The organism is Streptococcus sp. CF4-3 (genome assembly GCF_024295385.1).
In the GTDB taxonomy this organism is placed as follows: Bacteria; Bacillota; Bacilli; order Lactobacillales; family Streptococcaceae; genus Streptococcus; species Streptococcus infantis_I.
Map to the genome: position 1 here is coordinate 184,937 of NZ_JANCPN010000001.1, position 17,606 is coordinate 202,542.

The 17,606-nt window shown below is 39.8% G+C and carries 15 protein-coding genes; 3 read left to right on the forward strand and 12 right to left on the reverse strand.

Translation table 11 applies throughout. The features are described from left to right. Positions 1 to 3 precede the first annotated feature (3 nt). From NML75_RS00940 to tgt, 5 genes are all read right to left on the reverse strand, one after another. Positions 4 to 2,622 (reverse strand): YfhO family protein, encoded by a 2,619-nt coding sequence (locus tag NML75_RS00940; RefSeq protein ID WP_254731280.1) that lies wholly within the window; start codon positions 2,620 to 2,622, stop codon positions 4 to 6. Next, positions 2,612 to 3,562, reverse strand: a complete 951-nt coding sequence (pgfS, locus tag NML75_RS00945; protein ID WP_004250666.1) for a glycosyltransferase PgfS — start codon at positions 3,560 to 3,562, stop codon at positions 2,612 to 2,614. The genes NML75_RS00940 and pgfS overlap by 11 nt, the downstream gene beginning before the upstream one ends. Positions 3,563 to 3,741: 179 nt before the next feature. Beyond that, a complete protein-coding gene (locus NML75_RS00950; protein ID WP_004250665.1) occupies positions 3,742 to 4,083 on the reverse strand; it encodes a metal-sulfur cluster assembly factor in 342 nt (113 codons plus the stop codon). A gap of 117 nt (positions 4,084 to 4,200) precedes the next feature. Then, a complete protein-coding gene (locus NML75_RS00955; RefSeq protein ID WP_254731282.1) occupies positions 4,201 to 6,018 on the reverse strand; it encodes an acyltransferase family protein in 1,818 nt (605 codons plus the stop codon). A 135-nt stretch (positions 6,019 to 6,153) separates the two neighbouring features. Then, the gene (tgt, locus tag NML75_RS00960) at positions 6,154 to 7,296 is read right to left on the reverse strand and encodes a tRNA guanosine(34) transglycosylase Tgt (RefSeq protein ID WP_235083476.1); all 1,143 of its coding nucleotides are present in this window, start codon (positions 7,294 to 7,296) and stop codon (positions 6,154 to 6,156) included. Positions 7,297 to 7,412: 116 nt separating this feature from the next. Between tgt and NML75_RS00965 the strand changes: the two genes are divergently transcribed. Beyond that, entirely contained in the window at positions 7,413 to 8,270 is an 858-nt protein-coding gene (locus tag NML75_RS00965) for a DUF975 family protein (protein WP_254731285.1), read from the forward strand. A gap of 48 nt (positions 8,271 to 8,318) precedes the next feature. On the opposite strand, the gene NML75_RS00970 is transcribed toward NML75_RS00965, so the two are convergent. The 7 genes from NML75_RS00970 to NML75_RS01000 all read right to left on the reverse strand — a co-directional run bounded on the left by NML75_RS00970 (position 8,319) and on the right by NML75_RS01000 (position 15,446). Continuing rightward, positions 8,319 to 8,681: a DUF1304 domain-containing protein gene (locus NML75_RS00970; RefSeq protein ID WP_254803998.1), complete on the reverse strand. Its 363-nt coding sequence runs from the start codon at positions 8,679 to 8,681 to the stop codon at positions 8,319 to 8,321. A 10-nt stretch (positions 8,682 to 8,691) separates the two neighbouring features. Further along, positions 8,692 to 9,117 (reverse strand): MarR family winged helix-turn-helix transcriptional regulator, encoded by a 426-nt coding sequence (locus NML75_RS00975; RefSeq protein ID WP_254726734.1) that lies wholly within the window; start codon positions 9,115 to 9,117, stop codon positions 8,692 to 8,694. A gap of 228 nt (positions 9,118 to 9,345) precedes the next feature. Continuing rightward, a complete protein-coding gene (locus tag NML75_RS00980) occupies positions 9,346 to 10,473 on the reverse strand; it encodes a LysM peptidoglycan-binding domain-containing protein (protein ID WP_254731288.1) in 1,128 nt (375 codons plus the stop codon). 177 nt (positions 10,474 to 10,650) lie between these two features. Beyond that, positions 10,651 to 11,265, reverse strand: coding sequence for an HAD family hydrolase (locus NML75_RS00985; protein WP_254731291.1), 615 nt, complete (start codon positions 11,263 to 11,265; stop codon positions 10,651 to 10,653). Between the two features lie 3 nt (positions 11,266 to 11,268). Then, complete coding sequence (locus tag NML75_RS00990) at positions 11,269 to 12,549, reverse strand: MATE family efflux transporter (RefSeq protein ID WP_254731294.1); 1,281 nt, start codon at positions 12,547 to 12,549, stop codon at positions 11,269 to 11,271. Between the two features lie 60 nt (positions 12,550 to 12,609). Next, on the reverse strand, positions 12,610 to 14,094 hold the full coding sequence (thrC, locus tag NML75_RS00995) for a threonine synthase (RefSeq protein WP_254731297.1): 1,485 nt from the start codon (positions 14,092 to 14,094) through the stop codon (positions 12,610 to 12,612). 74 nt (positions 14,095 to 14,168) lie between these two features. Further along, complete coding sequence (locus NML75_RS01000) at positions 14,169 to 15,446, reverse strand: gamma-glutamylcysteine synthetase (RefSeq protein ID WP_254731300.1); 1,278 nt, start codon at positions 15,444 to 15,446, stop codon at positions 14,169 to 14,171. Positions 15,447 to 15,763: 317 nt separating this feature from the next. Here NML75_RS01000 and NML75_RS01005 point away from each other — a divergent pair, with 317 nt between their 5' ends. Further along, positions 15,764 to 16,753 carry a PTS sugar transporter subunit IIB gene (locus NML75_RS01005; RefSeq protein WP_254731303.1) on the forward strand — a complete coding sequence of 330 codons (990 nt, stop codon included), beginning with the start codon at positions 15,764 to 15,766 and terminating at the stop codon, positions 16,751 to 16,753. Between the two features lie 29 nt (positions 16,754 to 16,782). Then, on the forward strand, positions 16,783 to 17,595 hold the full coding sequence (locus NML75_RS01010) for a PTS mannose/fructose/sorbose transporter subunit IIC (RefSeq protein WP_004250648.1): 813 nt from the start codon (positions 16,783 to 16,785) through the stop codon (positions 17,593 to 17,595). Positions 17,596 to 17,606: the final 11 nt, after the last annotated feature.

The following is a 17,606-nucleotide window of genomic DNA, read 5'->3' on the forward strand; positions in this document are numbered from 1 at the left end:
ATATTAAATCCATTTTTTGTAAATTGCAAATCCATAAAGAGCGATAGATACGGTTGAGATTATAAAACCTAAAACAAATCCCTCTGGCAAGTAACTCATTTCAACTGTATGCTCACCTGGTGTAATTTTATATGCCAACAGGCTATCCCAAACTCTTGCAGTTTCAACTACTTTTCCATCTACTTTAACAGTCCAACCTTTTTCAAATGGAATACTTGTCATCATCCAGGTACTGTCATCAGTAATATTCACTGTCCCTTTAAAACTACGATTATCCCAATGAGACAATTTTATTCCTTGAAGCTGACGTTCTTGAATGATACGATTTACTAATGCACCATTTGAACGAGCTAATCGTAATCCAGATAAGTCATATTCATTATCCGTTTCAATTTCAATCGTTAAATCTACAGGTTGGCCAGCAGAATTATGCGCAATTTGTATGAACTGTGTTTGTTGAAATTTATCTTGGAATTCGTAATTTTTGCCATTCAACAAGATACGAACTTTGTTTTTATCTGTATGAGATAATTTTTGCGGAATTGATACCCAATAATCTTCAGCAGATTGAGGTAATAAGTGATAGGTAATCGTTCCTGGTTTAGATGAATCAATTCGTTTGTAAGTTTCTGGTTTAGATGATTCCATATTATCTAACTTCAATTCATTTGCTGCTAATATAGCTAAATAATAATCGCTCGTCGCTCCCATTGCTTGTACTATCTTATTTTGATTTTGAATCGGTTGGTGGTTCTCTAATTTTACATTCACCGTTGCATCATTAACACCATAAGCAATTGGTAAAATCAAATCTGTCTCGAAAGTCTTTGTTCTAGCAGCTTCATAAACAGGTTCTTTTGTCGTAATATCTTTACGCGTTACCATATTTCCGAATACATACAACTTGGATGTATCCGGATAGTCCTCTTTAAGCACTGGTTTTGGAGTCACTAAGTATTTCACTGAGAAGAGTGCATCTTGTAGCGGAGTTCCTTGATAGTAGGTCGTTGCGTTAATTCCATTATTTCCTAAACGGTCAAATAAATCTCGCGTACTATTTTCTAAGTTGGAACTAAAAATTGATAAGCCAGGATAATCCACCATGAATGGATCATTCTTACTTAGATTAAATGATTTATTAATTCTGTAAAAATCACTGTGGTCAGGTCGAATAGGGTTAATAGCATCCTTTAATTGTAAAACAGCATCGTGATACTTGTAGGCATCTGTATAGCCAACACGTGATTGAACAAGTGCTGCATTAGCTGTTAACTCAACTACAGTCAAAGCAGCTATAATCATCCAAGCTCTTTTTACTTTAGGATAGAATAAAGCCCCAAGCAGAACCACAAAAATCAAAATCGTTGCAAGACGTTGCCAAACTGTTAAGAAAGAGTGTTGTTGTAACTGTACAATAGAAAAGATAACTGCACCGCTAATCAGCAGGAAGCTAGCTTCTCTTTTAGTAAATTTCTCCACTTCTCGTAGACTTAGATAAGCCAAATAAACTAAAAAGAAAGCAATAATCCATGAGAATCGATAGAAAAATCCAGCAGGATTTTGTCCCATATGCCACAACTTACTTGTAAATTCATGGGCACAAGAAATCAAAAACACTACGAGAACAAAACTTGCTGCAATTTTACTCCATTTTGAAATCTTACTTGAAATAAAGTAATAAAGTGTTCCTAGTAAACCAAAGCTAGCCACATATATATTTGGCAAGTTAGGTCCAGCTGGCCAAGAAGTATTATCAAAAGCTCCTAAAAAGAGTTTTGCTAAAATCTCAAACGGATTGATTTGTAACTTCCAATCAAATCTCAGAGTGCTTTGCAAGCCCCCTTTTGTTGATACCAAACTAATCAGAATTGGGAGCAATACAGCTGATACTATTCCAACAGCTAGTATAGATGCGGCAGCTAATTTCCCCAGTCTTGTTAGAATAACCTTTTTATTTCTTAAATTCTCTGAACGAATAATGTAGAACAAAGCATAAATGACCACAAAAATGCAGGTCATATAACCCATGTAAAATTGAACAAAGAGAGATAATGCCAGCATGCCAATATAGCCTCTTGGAGACTTATTATCTAGTACTTGTTCAACCCCAATTAAAACTAATGGAAGCATGATCATTCCATCATAGAAAATTGGGTTCATTTGATAACTAACATTAAACCCATTTAATGCGTAGATGGTAGCGACGATTGGAACCAAGTAGGCCTTATTCTTTAATCCATCATATCGTTTAACCAAGAAATGTGCCATGGTTAATCCCATCGCTCCATAACGTAAGGCAATAACAATTGGAACCACCCATTGGAAATTTTCTTCAGAGGTTAATAGAAAGAGTAAGTTAAATGGACTCAACAAGTTGAAGCCCCAAATCCCTAACATCCCCCCTCCAATGGATTTAGAGAAAGAGTAGAAGAAACTACTCCAATCGCCATTTAAAAATAAATGTTTGAAATAAGCATATAAGCCAATATACTGTGCGTTAAAGTCAACCGCCATGAGTGACTTTGTCCCGAAAGGAAAGAAGCCATCAATAGCCCAAGCTACAAACATAATGAGCATAGGCGCAATAAAACTTGCTAGATAGACTTTTTTCTTAGTCGTCATTTTGCTCTCCTTTCACAGTAATGTTCGTTTGGTCAACAAGATAATGTGGACGTTTCTTCACTTCATAATAAATCTTACCGATATATTCTCCGAGTACCCCAATAGAAATCAATTGAATTCCACCAAAGAGAACGACTGAGAAGATTGTAGTAAAGTATCCACTCACGAGTGAATCCGGTACTACGAGATATTGGATAAAGGTCCAAAGAACATAAACCAATGAAATTAATAAGCAGAATAAACCAAAATTAATACACATACGTAGAGGTTTATCGTTGAATGATAAAATCCCTTGAATCGCATAGTTCAATGAGAACTTCAACGAGTATTTTGTTTCACCTACAGTACGAACTTGGTTTTCATATTCGATAACTTTTTCGTTAAAGCCGATCCAAGCAAAAATTCCTTTAGAAAAACGATTGTATTCTTGCATAGATATAATGGCGTTTACAACTTTACGGCTAAACAATCGGAATTCAGAGACTCCGTCCATTAGCTCGATATCCATCATTTTATTGGCAAGTTTATAAAAATGTTTAGCTAAAAAAGTACGGTGACGTTTTTCTCCTGTACGTGTACGACGAGCACTTACAACATCGTATCCTTGCTCATAAGCTTCAATCATTTGTGGAAGCATTGCTGGTGGATGCTGCAAATCTCCATCCATTAGAATAACTGCTTCTCCTGTTGCATATTCAAGCCCTGCAATAGTTCCAGCTTCTTTCCCGAAATTCCGACTGAAGCTGATGTATTTAACACGTGAATCGCCAGCTGCGATGGCTAACATACGTTCAAAAGTACGGTCCTTACTTCCGTCATTAATAAAAATAATTTCAAATTCCGCCTTTGTAATTTGATTGATTTCTTTAACCAATTCATCATACATCTTCTGAATCATATTCTCTTCGTTATAAAACGGAATTACTACAGATAATTTCATATCTATTCTACCTTATTCTTTTTATTATAATCACTTCTACTATAATAACATTTTTTTGAGTGAAGTGGTTACTCTTAACAAAAATTTTTGTTTATTGTATGAAATAAATAAACAAAAAAAAGAAAAATATAAATCAGGTCTTTAATCCCGATTCATAATTCATCTTATCACTCTATTTTTTATCGCGGAGGCAATCCCAGAGCTATACGTCCATAACGACTAATACGTGTAATCTTCCAGGCTGGAGACCAAGTAACTTCAACCTTGACATCTTCAATGCCATCAATTTGTTTTAAACCTGCTACGATCTCAATCGGCAAACTTTCTGCACAATCACAGGCAGTATCAGTGAAGGTCATGACAACTGTACAAAGACCAGCCTCATCTAAATGAATCTCATAAATCAGCCCAAGATTGTATACATCTAGCTCTACATCTGTATCATAAACTTTCTCGAGTACTTCAATGATTTGGTCTTCTAATGCTAGAGCACGGTCATTAATCTTGATGTCTTCTCTCATTGTATTCCCTCCATTTTTTGACTGTTCCTATTTTCTCATAATTCTGACAATTTGGCAAGTTTTTCCCAATCCTGTTTAAAGCAAAAAAGTAGAGATAGAATCTCTACTTTTCATTGATTATTTTGATTTGACAGGTTTATCTGCAAGAGATTTAACAGCTGCGTTAATCGTTTCTGCATATAGTTTAGCACCTTCATCCTGCTTAGTAGTATCACTACCAAAGTGAACTTGGTCTGTCCCTTTCCAAATATCTGGATGATCTTTGGCTACTTGATTCCAATCTGCAAGTGCAATATATGGATATTTTTGTGCCAATTCACGCGCATAGCTTGCATACTGTTCTACGTAAGGTTGTGTTTCCTGTGTTGTGTCACCCTCATATGGAGTTACAAGAACAAGCTGATGTCCCTTAGGTAGATTTGTTATCAGTAGATCAAGATCTTCCTTATAATTTTCAGGGTTATTGACACCAGTCGCGATGACTACAATTTTAGGCAAGGCTTTATTCTGACTGTAATTCAGCATCAATGCATTTGCTTGTTTAGTATTTCGACTGATCTGGCCATCAATCTGAGCGTCTGGTAAGAGCTCTTTCAGTCCAGCTGAAGCACGTAAGGTTACAGAATCTCCAATGATAGATACACCATCAGCTATGTTGTAGCGACTTGCTTCTGCTTGTTCTGCCATAGTTTTTGTTCGAGTGATATTAGTTTGAGCTTGATTAAGGCCAGTAAGCATCAAATCCGTTTCAAAAGCACCTACTTGTGGAGCTATCAGAATCACAACCAAGGTAATCAAACTAAGAACTCCAACACTACCAGCAAAGATTGGTTTGATGTGAGGAATTTCTTCTGCCATCCGCAAGAGTTTGCTGGATTTCCCTGCAATGAAAGGTTCGATCACATAGAAAGAAAGGGTAGCAAAAAGATAAGAAAAGATGGTCGTTAGAATCACTGCCGGTATATTTCCCACCAATTGAGAGAAAATAATATAAAACGGCCAGTGGAAAAGATAGACGGCATAGCTAGTGTCTGCTAAAAAACCGATAACCTTTGGTTCTTCGATTGTCGGAGTTTTCTCGTGCAACAGTCGTGCTGCAACAATCATCAGAAGCGCAGCTAAGCTTGCCAACAAGAAACCAAATAAATAAGCAAAAAGATAATTAAATTTTACAAAGAAGGTCAATAAGAGCAAGACTCCTAGACCCGCCCCAAAGACTAGTAAGGTTTGTCTCAAATCCAAGATTCTATTCAAACGTTTGAGAAGAGGCGTTACATGACGAACACCTACCAAGGTCGCAAGCACACTTCCTAAGAAGAATGGATAAACATGAGTCAAAGTTGAGAAGTAGAGTGTTGAGTAGGAGCTAACGATAAAGCTACCAATAAACATAGAAAGGAAGCTAACCATAAAGGTCGCTGAAGAAAGTAGGAAAATCATTCCTCGTAGTTGTCCACTTGTTTTTGCTCGCTTGGCCAAGAACCAAACTGCCAAGCCCCACAAAACATAATAATGAACTTCAACAGCTAAGCTCCAGTTGTGAACAAAGAGATGGGGGATAAACTGGGACTCATAACTTCCTCCTGTCAACATTTCATAGAAGTTTGTCATAAATCCAAGAACACCAGCAATCTGGCCACCGATACCTGCCACATAATCTTGACGAACCAAGAAAGTGAAGGGCATAACGACGAGGACCATCAAAACAACCGGCGGAAAAATCCGATAGAAGCGTCGTCTAAAAAATCCTAGGATATCAATTTTACTTTTTTGTTCAAATTCTTCTAATAAGAGAGATGTAATTAGAAAACCTGAGAAGGTGAAGAAGACGTCAACCCCGAAGAAACCTCCTGGGAAAACCGTCTGAAAGAAATGGTACAAGAGTACCAAAAGCAAACCTGTAATCCTAATCAAGGAAAACCATTTAATACGCATACGAGTTTATTCTCCATTCATTAGATTAGCAAAAAAAGCCATCTAATTTTCAATCCATAGTACCTTTATTTTATCAAAAAAAACAGAAAAATCCTAAGATAAAACTTAGGATTTTTAGCTGATATTAAGCAAAATTTAGAAATTTCGCCCAGACTTGTTATATCCATATTTTTCAACAAAATGCTCACGGAATTCCAAGAGATTGTCATCCATAATCGCCTGACGAACCTGCTTCATGAGATTGAGCAAGAAGTAGAGATTATGGTAACTTGTCAAGCGGATACCAAAGGTTTCATCGGCCTTGAGCAAGTGGCGAAGATAGGCACGAGTGTAGTTCTTACAAGTGTAGCAATCACACTCAGGATCAAGCGGTGTAAAGTCCTCTGCAAACTGAGCATTCTTCACAACCAAACGACCTTGACTGGTCATACAAGTACCGTTACGAGCAATACGTGTCGGCAAGACACAGTCAAACATATCTACCCCACGAATCACCCCATCAATCAAGCTATCTGGCGCTCCCACTCCCATCAAGTAGCGAGGTTTATTCTCAGGAAGCAGCTGAGTGGTGAAATCCAAAACAGCGTTCATCTCCTCATGAGTTTCTCCAACTGCTAAACCCCCGATAGAGTAGCCTGGGAAGTCCATGCTTACAAGGTTTTGAGCTGACTGACGGCGAAGATCTTCAAATCCTGCACCCTGTACAATCCCAAATAAACCTTGATCATGTGGACGACGGTGAGCTTTCAAGCCACGTTCAGCCCAACGGCTGGTACGTTCGATTGATTTTTTTACATAATCATAGGGTTGATAAAATTGAGGGCACTCATCAAAGGACATCATGATATCTGAACCTAGATTATTTTGGATAGAGATGGCCTTTTCAGGTGAAAGGAACATCTTAGAACCATTAAGGTGATTCTTGAAGGTTACTCCTTCCTCTGTGATATTACGGCTATCCGCTAGAGAATACACTTGAAAACCACCGCTATCTGTCAAGATTGGTTGGTCCCAGTTCATAAACTTATGAAGCCCACCAGCGCGGGCAATGAGTTCATCACCTGGACGAAGCCACAAGTGATAGGTGTTGGATAGGATTATTCCTGACCCCATCTCTTTTAATTCTTCTGGTGACTGAGTCTTGACCGTTGCTTGAGTCCCTACTGGCATAAACATAGGGGTTGGGAAGGTCCCATGTGGTGTGATAATTTCACCCAGACGAGCTCCCGTGTGTTTTTCTTTTTTGATCAAGCGGTATTTGATTGGCGAATCTGACATTTTTTACCTCCGAAGCTGGGAAAGACAGTCCCAGTTCATACTTTGTGCCCAAGGGCATACTGTATGATTCTATCAAAAAAAACAGGAACTGTCACGAACTATGGTATAATGAAAGAATGAAGTACCCAAAAATTAATTTAAAAGAAGTTCGCCAGCAGGCTAGACAATTTCAAGCTGAGCATCCTCGTCTGCTGCTTGTCTTTTTATTGCCAAGTATTCTCTTGATTCTATCGAGCTTCATCAGGCCTTTATCCCTGCTCGACGAGGGCATTCTTGAGCAGTCCTTCTTGAGTTTTCTAGGCATCACAATCCAGTCTGCTCTCTTTCCGATTGCCGTTGGATTTACAAGCTCCATTATCCTAGCTGGTGCTCTCTTTACTACCATTAATCTTTACAGAATTTCTGAGATAGAGCTTTCCTTTAAAGATAGCCTGTCCTTGCTTGACAACCGCTTCTTTACCCAGACTTTTCTAACTCTCTTACTCAAGCGTTTCTATCTCTTTTTATGGAGCATCCCTAGTCTTTTTGGAGTTTACTTGCTCTTTTATAGCAATGCCATGGCTCGTAAATTTGTGGAACTTCATCCCGAATTTCCATCTGTCGACGTGACAAATCCAGATATCGAACACTTCCTGCTTACTTTCGCACTCTACTTCTTTGGTAGTGTCCTTGTAATGATTTTGGGAACCATTCTCTATCTTCCGCAATACTACGCTTATTCCCAAGTTGAGCTACTCCTATGTGACACCCTTGCTATCGGAATTGCTAAACCAAGTCGTGTGCTACATACCAGCCGCTTTCTCATGAAAGGCTATAAGTTTCAACGCTTCGTCCTTGATTTACAGCTACTTCCATGGTATCTCCTTATCTGGATAAGCTTTGGAATTGCAAGTATCTCTATCTTCCCTTATATCTATAGTAGCCAGATTTTCTTCTATCAAAGGTTACTTGAAATCAAACGCAGAAAAGTTTAATACTAGTTATTAAAAACCAGCACCTTCTATGGAGAGTGCTGGTTGTTTTTATTTAAAGAAAAGGATACTTAAGATCGTTAAGATTGCCGGTCCACCTTGCTTGAGAATGATTTTTTTATCTGCAGTTAAGGCACCATAGGTCGCTGCTCCTATGACAAATAAAACAAAGATTGTTACGATTTCTAAGCTATGTGAGAAATAAATTCCGTAAATAAGAAACACCCCAATCAAGGCATTGTAAATTCCTTTGTTTTTAAACAGTGAGGTGACAGATGGTCGTGCTAATTCTTCCTTGTTCATATTAAAGACACGGCTAGTTGCGTCTGATTGGGTTGCGATACTTTCCAAATAAAAAATATAAAAATGCTCGAGGGCAACGATAGTTGCTAAGATAGTAGTAATGATTGAAATCGTTTTCTCCTTAAAATTCTATTTTTTCTAAACCTGAGACTAGTTTCGTCAGTAAAGCCGTCAGTTTTTTCTGTTCGGCTGTCGATAAGATGCTCTCCATCTGCTCCTTCACTTTCAAGTGATGTCTAGGTGGACTAAGCAAGAGTTGATTCTTGGCTTCTTGGGTTAATTCAACTAAAACTTCCCGCTGATTGACCGGATTACGCTTACGACTGACATAGCCTTCTGACTCCAGTATCTTAAAATGGCGGGTCAAGGCTGCTTGGTCAATCCGTAACTTCTCCTGAACAGCAATTTGGGTACAAGGTGATTTTTGTAGTAAAAACTGCAGGATTTGATAGCGGGTCAAACTAATTCCCAATTGTTTTTCAAAAAGTTGAGTGATGGTCTGATCTGTTAAATGGAGCTGGTACAGTAATTCATGCATTTCTGACATTGTTTCCTCCTTGTCAATGATTGATTTATCAATAGTTGACTTATCAAGCGTAATACAAATAAATTGACTTTGCAAGTATTTTGCTTACTCCGTTAAATTAGTTTCCTAGTCACAATCCCTCAAGGCTATGTTTTTCTATTTTATACCTGGAGTTGATTTACGCTATCTAAGAGTTTGAAAACAAAAAAAGAAGCAGAGACTGAATTAGTTTCCGCTTCTTTTTAATCATTAGTTCATAGATACGTGAACGTGGTCATAGTGGTTTTCTGTAACACTACCACGGTCTGGCATTGGATTCCATGTGTAGGCTGGTCCATATTTGCTATCGAATGGTGCATAGAAACGTTGTTTCCAGATGATGTAGCTGATGCCACGGCTAGCCATATTTTGGATAGCATAATCCGCAATTTGGTCTCCGAGAGCTGAGCTTACTGGAACCATAAAGTCAATGGCAAGACCTTTTCCGTGGTCTCCACTATCACCAGGACGGTAGCCGCTAAATGATGTAATACCAAACAAGTTCGCAACTTCTTCTTTAAAGGCAGCCGTTTGTGGTTGAAGACCTGCATTTTCTGATTTCGTAGCTGCGATACTTGCATAATCAGGTGCTGCTGGTGCTGCATAAGTTGTTGATGCACCTTGGCTTGCTTCAGCTTGGTAAGTTGATGGTGCTGATTGTACTTCTGTTACAGCTTCTGTTGTTGCTTCCGTAGTTGCTTCAGCAACTGTTGTGGTTGTTTCTTCCACTACAGGTGTTTCTGTTACTGGTGCTGCAGCCTCAGTAGTAGCTTCTGTTGTTGCTTCTGCTACAGGCTCTGCTACTGGTGTTGCTACTTCGGTAGTAGCTTCTACAGCTGGTGCTGCAGTTTCTGTTACAGCTTCTTCATTAGCTTGTGAATCTGTTGTTTCTGCTACAACTTCTGTTTCTTCAACTGGTTGAGTTAAATCTTCAACTTTTACAGTTTGGTCATCTACGATTACTTGGTTCTTTTTCAAATCTGCTGTTGCACTTGCTACATCAGAACCTACTTCTTCAGGTGTGTATACCTCAACACCTGTTACTTCTTCTTGTTCATTAACGATTGTAGTCAGTACAGTTTCTGGGAAAATCAAGTCAATATTTGTGATTTTGTTCAAGTTTGCAAGGACATTTAAGTCTACTCCCAAAGCCTCTGCAATCGTGCTTAGGGTATCTCCGTACTTAATTGTGTAACTTGTTTTATTTTCGCTTTTAGCAACATCGTTTTGAATTTGCTCAACTGTACGTGGTGACCATACAATTTCTTCTGCTTGAGTCGCCAAGGTAGGGGCAAGTGATAGAGCTACTGTTGATGCTAAAATAATTCGTTTCTTCATACTATTCAAACTCCTTTTCAAATGTAGTACCTTTCTATCATAACATAAAGAAAAAAGAAAAAAAGCCCTTTGGGGGCTATTTAATAAAACTGTCTAAGCTCTGTAACAAACCACATTAATTGAAATAGTTTGTATGAATTTTGTCACAAAGCTGACATATTCTCTTTCATAAAACTTTCAAAAAGAGAGAGAAGGAATATCCGCTAAACAAGAAATCTGATGATTGCAATCCACCGGAGTTCCAAGGAAATTGATACTCTGAATGCTACTATTCTGAGCAAATTCGATATCCAAAGTACGGTCCCCTATATAAAAGGTGCGGTCTGGTTTTAAATGGTATTTGCTAATAAGGTAGGTCGCTGCTTCTGGACTTGGTTTACGAGCAAAACCGCTCTGGCTTGTCAAAATTTCTGTGAAATAAACATCCAATCCCAAATCTCGTAAAATAGTCAAGGCATTATCGCCTTTGTGGGTGTAGACAAATTGCTGAATTCCTTGTTGATTTGCCCAGGCTAAAATCTCGCGCGCCCCCGGCATCAAGATGACCTGGGCATTCTTTTCAGCCAAGCTCTGAGCACGAACTTGATTGAGCTTATCAACATCCAAGCCTCTTTCTTCTGCCACTTGCACTAGTAAATCCTGGACAGAGTATTTCAAGATAAAAGCTCGAACTTTTTCCTTGTCAAAAGGAATGGAAAACTGTGCATAGGTCTCCTCAATTCCTGACAAAATAGCTTCATAGGAGTCCAATAAGGTCCCGTCTAAATCCCAAATAAAAGCCGTTTCTTGCATTTCTTATCCTTTCAATGTCATATAAGATTTGTAACGATAGCGTAGGAAAATCCAACGGAAACCATTATCCAAAAGCGTTCCAGCCCAAATACCAGGCAAACCCCATCCAAGAACAATTCCCATCAGGTAACCAGTCCCAATACGGATGCACCACATTCCAATACTTGTCGCATAAAAGGGAAGTCGGGCATTTCCCAAACCTTGCCAGACAGCTGTATAAATGACCGTCCCCGTTGTCATAGGAGTCCCTAAAAGTGAAAAAAGAGTCACTAAAACACTGGCTTTAATAGCCGCAGAATCACTGGTGTAGAGATAGCTTAGTGGTGTTCCGAGAGCATAGATACTAAGCGTCAAGGGCAACATGAGAAAGAGGGATAGCCAAAAAGTTTGCCTACTGAGCTTGTCCACCCTTGCCCAATCATTCTCCCCTACTGCTCGGGCCACCTGCATAACTGTTGCCGTAGCGACACCAAAAGCAGGCATGTAGTTAAATTGAGTCAAGACTTCACCAATCGCGTTTCCCGCGACAGCCTCTGTCCCAAAGGAAACAACTAGGGCAATTATGACTACATCACCAGCCCTCATCATGAGACGTTCTCCCGCTGCAGGTAAAGCCAAGGTCAGCAGGTCTTTATCCAGCCCAAACGTCGGTCTCATATATGGAAGTTTTAATTGTGACCACAAAATCACAACCCCGACCAACCGAGACAAAATAGTCCCCCAAGCTACACCAGCTATCCCCATATCAAGGATAAAAATGGCGACACTTGAAAAAACAATATTTAAAGCATTGGATAAAAAACTAACATAAAGCGGCAGTCGAGGATTGTGGGTAGCGCGAATCAAGGCCCCTAAACTAGTCATTAAGCCCAGGAGAACGATTGTCCCGCCAACTAAAGATAGGTATAAGCCTCCACTTTCAGCCACAACCTGTTCAGTACCCAAAAGACCAATCATCTCTTGACCTGCAAAGATGGACAAGCTACCTAAAATTAAACTCAATAGCAAGGTTATCTTGAGAGCTTCTGTCACATGGTAGGCTAGTCTAGACTGATCTTTCTGTCCCACACTTTTTGATATAACACTAGAAATTGCTGCTCCCAAGGCAATAAAAATAGCCTGATAAATGGTGATAATATTTCCAGCTACAGACACACCCGAAATGGCGATCAACCCCAGATTAGCTACCAAGTAGCTATCGACCATCCCCATGAGCATCTGCAAGAAATTTTCACCCATGGCAGGTAAAGCTATGTTGAGAATATCCTTATTTTTCTTAAACAATCCTTCCTCCTGATGAAAAGAAACTCAGTTAGTTTCCCAACCGAGTTTACTTCCTCTCTTTTAAAGTCCTAAATAAGATTCTACTGCTGCCTGCATATCTGCCATTGCAACAGTTGTCTTGTGACGAACTGGAGCTGTTTCAAGGCCATCAACTGCTGGTGGCACTGCCACTCCTGAAATTTCGTGCAACTGAGCCAAAGCTTCAAAGTCGGTCAAGCCTGATTTCCCTGTTACAGCTTCTACTGCAACTACTGGGAATTTATATGGACTAGCTGTTGAAGCAATTACGGTCTTAGCCACATCGCCTGTCCCCGCTTGATATTTTTTATATACGGCTGAGGCAACTGCTGTATGAGGGTCCTCAATATAAGAATCTGACTCATAAACACGCTTGATTTCTGCTGCTGTTTCTGCTTCCGTAGCATACTCTGCTGCAAAAAGGTCAAGAATCTCTGCATCAAAATCTGTCAATTCATACTGACCTTGGCTATTCAAAGCATTCATGAGTTCAGCTGTCTTAACCGCATCATTATCCAAAAGATGGAAAATCAAGCGCTCCAAGTTTGAAGACACTAAGATATCCATAGATGGACTAGTGGTTACCTTAAACTCACGCTTCTTGTCATAAACACGAGTTTTAAAGAAATCTGTCAAGACATTGTTGTCATTTGAAGCACAGATTAACTTGCCAACTGGTAGACCGATTTGTTTTGCGTAAAAGGCAGCTAAGATATTTCCAAAGTTCCCTGTCGGTACGGTGAAGTTAACCTTATCACCTGCATTAATTTCGCCAGTTTTAACAAGCTGAGCGTAGGCATAAACATAATAGACAATCTGTGGGACCAAACGACCAATATTCATAGAGTTAGCTGATGAAAACTGGAGCTTGTTGGCTGCCAATTTCTCACGAAGAGCTACATCATTGAACATATGTTTCACATTAGTCTGAGCATCGTCAAAATTTCCATCAATGGCGATAACATGGGTATTTCCGCCCGTTTGAGTGGTCATTTGCAACTCTTGTACCTTGCTGACACCGTCTTTTGGATAAAAAACGATAATTTCAGTACCTGGGACATCCGCGAATCCTGCCATAGCAGCTTTCCCAGTATCTCCAGATGTTGCTGTCAAGATGACAATCTTGTTTTCCAAACCGTGTTTCTTAGCTGCCGTTGTCATAAAGTATGGCAAGATGGACAAGGCCATATCCTTGAAGGCAATGGTTGAACCATGGAAAAGTTCCAAGTTGTATTGGCCATCGAGTTTGACAAGAGGGGCAATAGCTGGTGTATCAAACTTGCTGTCATAGGCGTTGGTGATACAGTAGTCCAACTCTTCTGCTGTAAAGTCATCCAAGAAAGCTGATAAGACAAGCTTAGCTACCTCTTGGTAAGAAGCGTCCTTTAATGTTTCAAAATCCAAATCCACCTTTGGATAGCTAACTGGAGTAAACAAGCCTCCATCTGTTGCCAAGCCCTGCAAAATCGCTTGGCTGGCTGTTACTGTATTGTTCGCATCACGCGTTGATTGATAAACTAATGTCATAAATCTCTATCCTTTATCTATAGTCTCATTCATTATAACATGATTTTTCAGAAAATTCTTCCGTTATAAGAAAATTATACGTCCATTTCTTCTTTCAAAGGCACTAAATAAGTCGTTTCACTCTGACCTCTCATCTCAAGTCCTTGCTCTGCTATCGCTAGCAAGTCTTTGGAGAACTGGACAATCCCAGCTGTTTCTTCATCTGTGAGGTGTTTCTTAGAAAATTGTCTTCTCAAAGACTTGTAGTCACGACCAAAACTTTCAAAGAAAGGAGCTGTTTCTAGGTAAGCTTCAAGCTTGTCAAGATTCACCAACAAACCTAGATGAAAGGCTGCTGAAGCAAAGGTGCGGTCTAGCGGCTGTGTACAAACACTCCGAAATTCAACTGTGCCTCTTGTTGTCAAGTCTTGAAACTGGTAGCTACGGTGCGTTTGGAAATCCTTTTCTAGAGGAACAAGAAGAGTTTCTTTCCCATTTAGAGTATAAGCAGGAATCTCATCAGTAGCTAGGTAATCTCTAGCTTGAATCGGAGAAAAATAATAGGTTTCTCCATCTCGTTCTGCTGTGAAAATCGCAGAATGGTCTAAATAATCAAAGAAATCATCCTCATTTTGAAATAGTTTTGAATTGACACCAACATTCTCTGGATAAATCCCATGCATAGAGTCTTCCCAAAAAATATCTCGTGAAATCTGGGTGTCCCAGTCCGCTCCAGAAAACTCAGAATTGGCAAACAGGTAAGCTTTGGCTGCCTCTATCTGTGTGAAAGCATTGATGACACGTAGGTAGTTATCGGTCGAAACATCCAACTGGACTTGACTCCCGCAGATGAAGGCTCCGTATTGTGGAAAGTCATGTAAATGCGCACTTTCTTGGTGACTCCCCATACTCAGATAAGCCATCAGCATCTGATAGCGTGGATAAGCCACAGGTCGGTTGTCATTTTGATTCCAATTTGGGTGAATCCCCCAACCCTGGATAGCATGATTCTTTTCGCCTAGCTTTTCTTGGATTACCTTCATATAGGCCTGAAAACGTCCTTCAACCTCTTGGATATTCTGAGCCCTACCAAAGGCAAACTCCAAGGTTGTATAAGAAACTTCAAACAAAATCCGATCTTGACTCATCGGTTCTACAAGTTGAATCGGATTGCCCTCCTGGTCTACCTTTTCAACTTCCAGACTGAGAGCATCCACCAAAAAGCGCAGCAAGTCCTTGCTGACTTCAATATCTGTAGGTTGGCCTTTCGTATGAACAATAGGAAACTCCAACTCAATACCGATGTAGAGATCTGGATTTTCTTTGATATTTTTTAAATAGCGGTCTTTTAATAACTGAATTGAAGGGGACATACATACCTCTCACTCTAACTTCTCATACTAGAAAATAAATTACTCTCTATTATACCAAAAATCAGAGATAATCTTGTCGAAAAAATACTATCTAAAAATGCTGATAATTTTGTAATTCATATTAAATTTCCCATACTTCCCTTCAAAGTCTTATCAAAAATATTGATATATCAATATTTAGAATAGCGGGTTTGTCACGCTACTTTTTAGGATTTATTATAAGTAGTTGATTTTTTGATGAAAACGGTTTATACTTAAAGAGTCTTAAAGTTTTCTTAAACTACAAGTCAAACATTTTATAAGGAGGAATGACAATAATGAGTATCGGAATCATTATTGCGAGTCACGGTGAATTTGCCGCGGGTATTCATCAGTCAGGATCTATGATCTTTGGTGAACAAGAAAAGGTTCAAGTTGTAACCTTTATGCCAAACGAAGGTCCAGATGATTTATACGCAAAATTCAACAATGCTGTGGCTGCATTTAACGCAGAAGATGAGGTTCTAGTCTTGGCTGACCTTTGGAGTGGTTCTCCATTTAACCAAGCTAGCCGCGTAATGGGAGAAAATCCTGAGCGTAAATTTGTCATCATCACAGGACTTAACTTGCCGATGTTAATCCAAGCCTACACTGAGCGCCTTATGGACGCCAATGCCGGAGTGGACAAAGTCGCTGCGAACATCATTAAAGAAGCCAAAGATGGCATCAAGGCTCTTCCAGAAGAGCTAAACCCAGCTGAGGAAGTTGCAACTGCTGTAGCTGCTCCTGTAGCCCAAGCTGCTATTCCAGAAGGAACTGTTATTGGAGACGGTAAATTGAAAATCAACCTTGCACGTCTTGATACACGTCTTCTTCACGGACAAGTCGCAACTGCTTGGACACCAGATTCAAAAGCAGACCGTATCATCGTTGCTTCAGATAACGTTGCAAACGACGATCTTCGTAAAGAGTTGATCAAACAAGCTGCTCCTAACGGAGTAAAAGCTAACGTTGTACCAATCAAAAAATTGATTGAGGTTGCAAAAGATCCTCGTTTTGGTGAAACACACGCCCTTATCTTGTTTGAAACACCACAAGATGCCCTCCGTGCTATCGAAGGCGGTGTACCAATCAAGACTCTTAACGTTGGATCAATGGCTCACTCAACTGGTAAAACAATGGTCAACAATGTATTGTCAATGGACAAAGACGACGTTGCTACATTTGAAAAAATGCGTGACCTTGGTGTTGAATTTGACGTACGTAAAGTACCAAACGACACGAAAAAAGATTTGTTTGACTTGATTAGCAAAGCTAACGTTCAATAATTTACATTAAATAGAAAAGGAATAAAACCATGTCAGATATTTCAATCATTTCTGCTATCTTGGTTGTAGTTGTTGCCTTCTTCGCAGGTCTTGAAGGTATCCTCGACCAATTCCAATTCCATCAACCAATCGTTGCATGTACCCTCATCGGGCTTGTAACTGGTAACCTCGAAGCTGGGGTTATGCTTGGTGGATCACTTCAAATGATTGCCCTTGGTTGGGCTAACATCGGAGCTGCCGTAGCTCCTGACGCTGCTCTTGCCTCTGTTGCAGCTGCAATCATCATGATTAAGGGTGGTAACTTTACTACTGAAGGTATCGCAGTCGCAACTGCAACTGCAATCCCTCTTGCCGTAGCTGGACTTTTCTTGACTATGATCGTTCGTACAATCTCAGTTGGTTTGGTTCACACTGCAGACGCTGCTGCTAAAGAAGGAAATATTGCAGCTGTTGAACGCGCTCACTACTTTGCTCTTGTTCTTCAAGGTCTACGTATTGCAATCCCTGCTGCCTTCCTTATCGCTATCCCTGCTTCTGCTGTTCAAGATGCTCTTAAATTGATGCCAGACTGGTTGAACGGTGGTATGGCTGTCGGTGGTGCTATGGTCGTTGCCGTTGGTTACGCTTTGGTTATCAACATGATGGCTACTCGTGAAGTATGGCCATTCTTTGCTATCGGTTTTGCTCTTGCAGCAATTTCTCAATTGACTTTGATTGCCCTTGGTGTCATCGGTGTTGCCCTTGCCTTCATCTACCTCAACCTTTCTAAACAAGGTGGAAACGGTGGCGGAGGAGCTGCAACTTCTAACGATCCAATCGGTGATATCCTAGAAGACTACTAGAAAGGGGAACA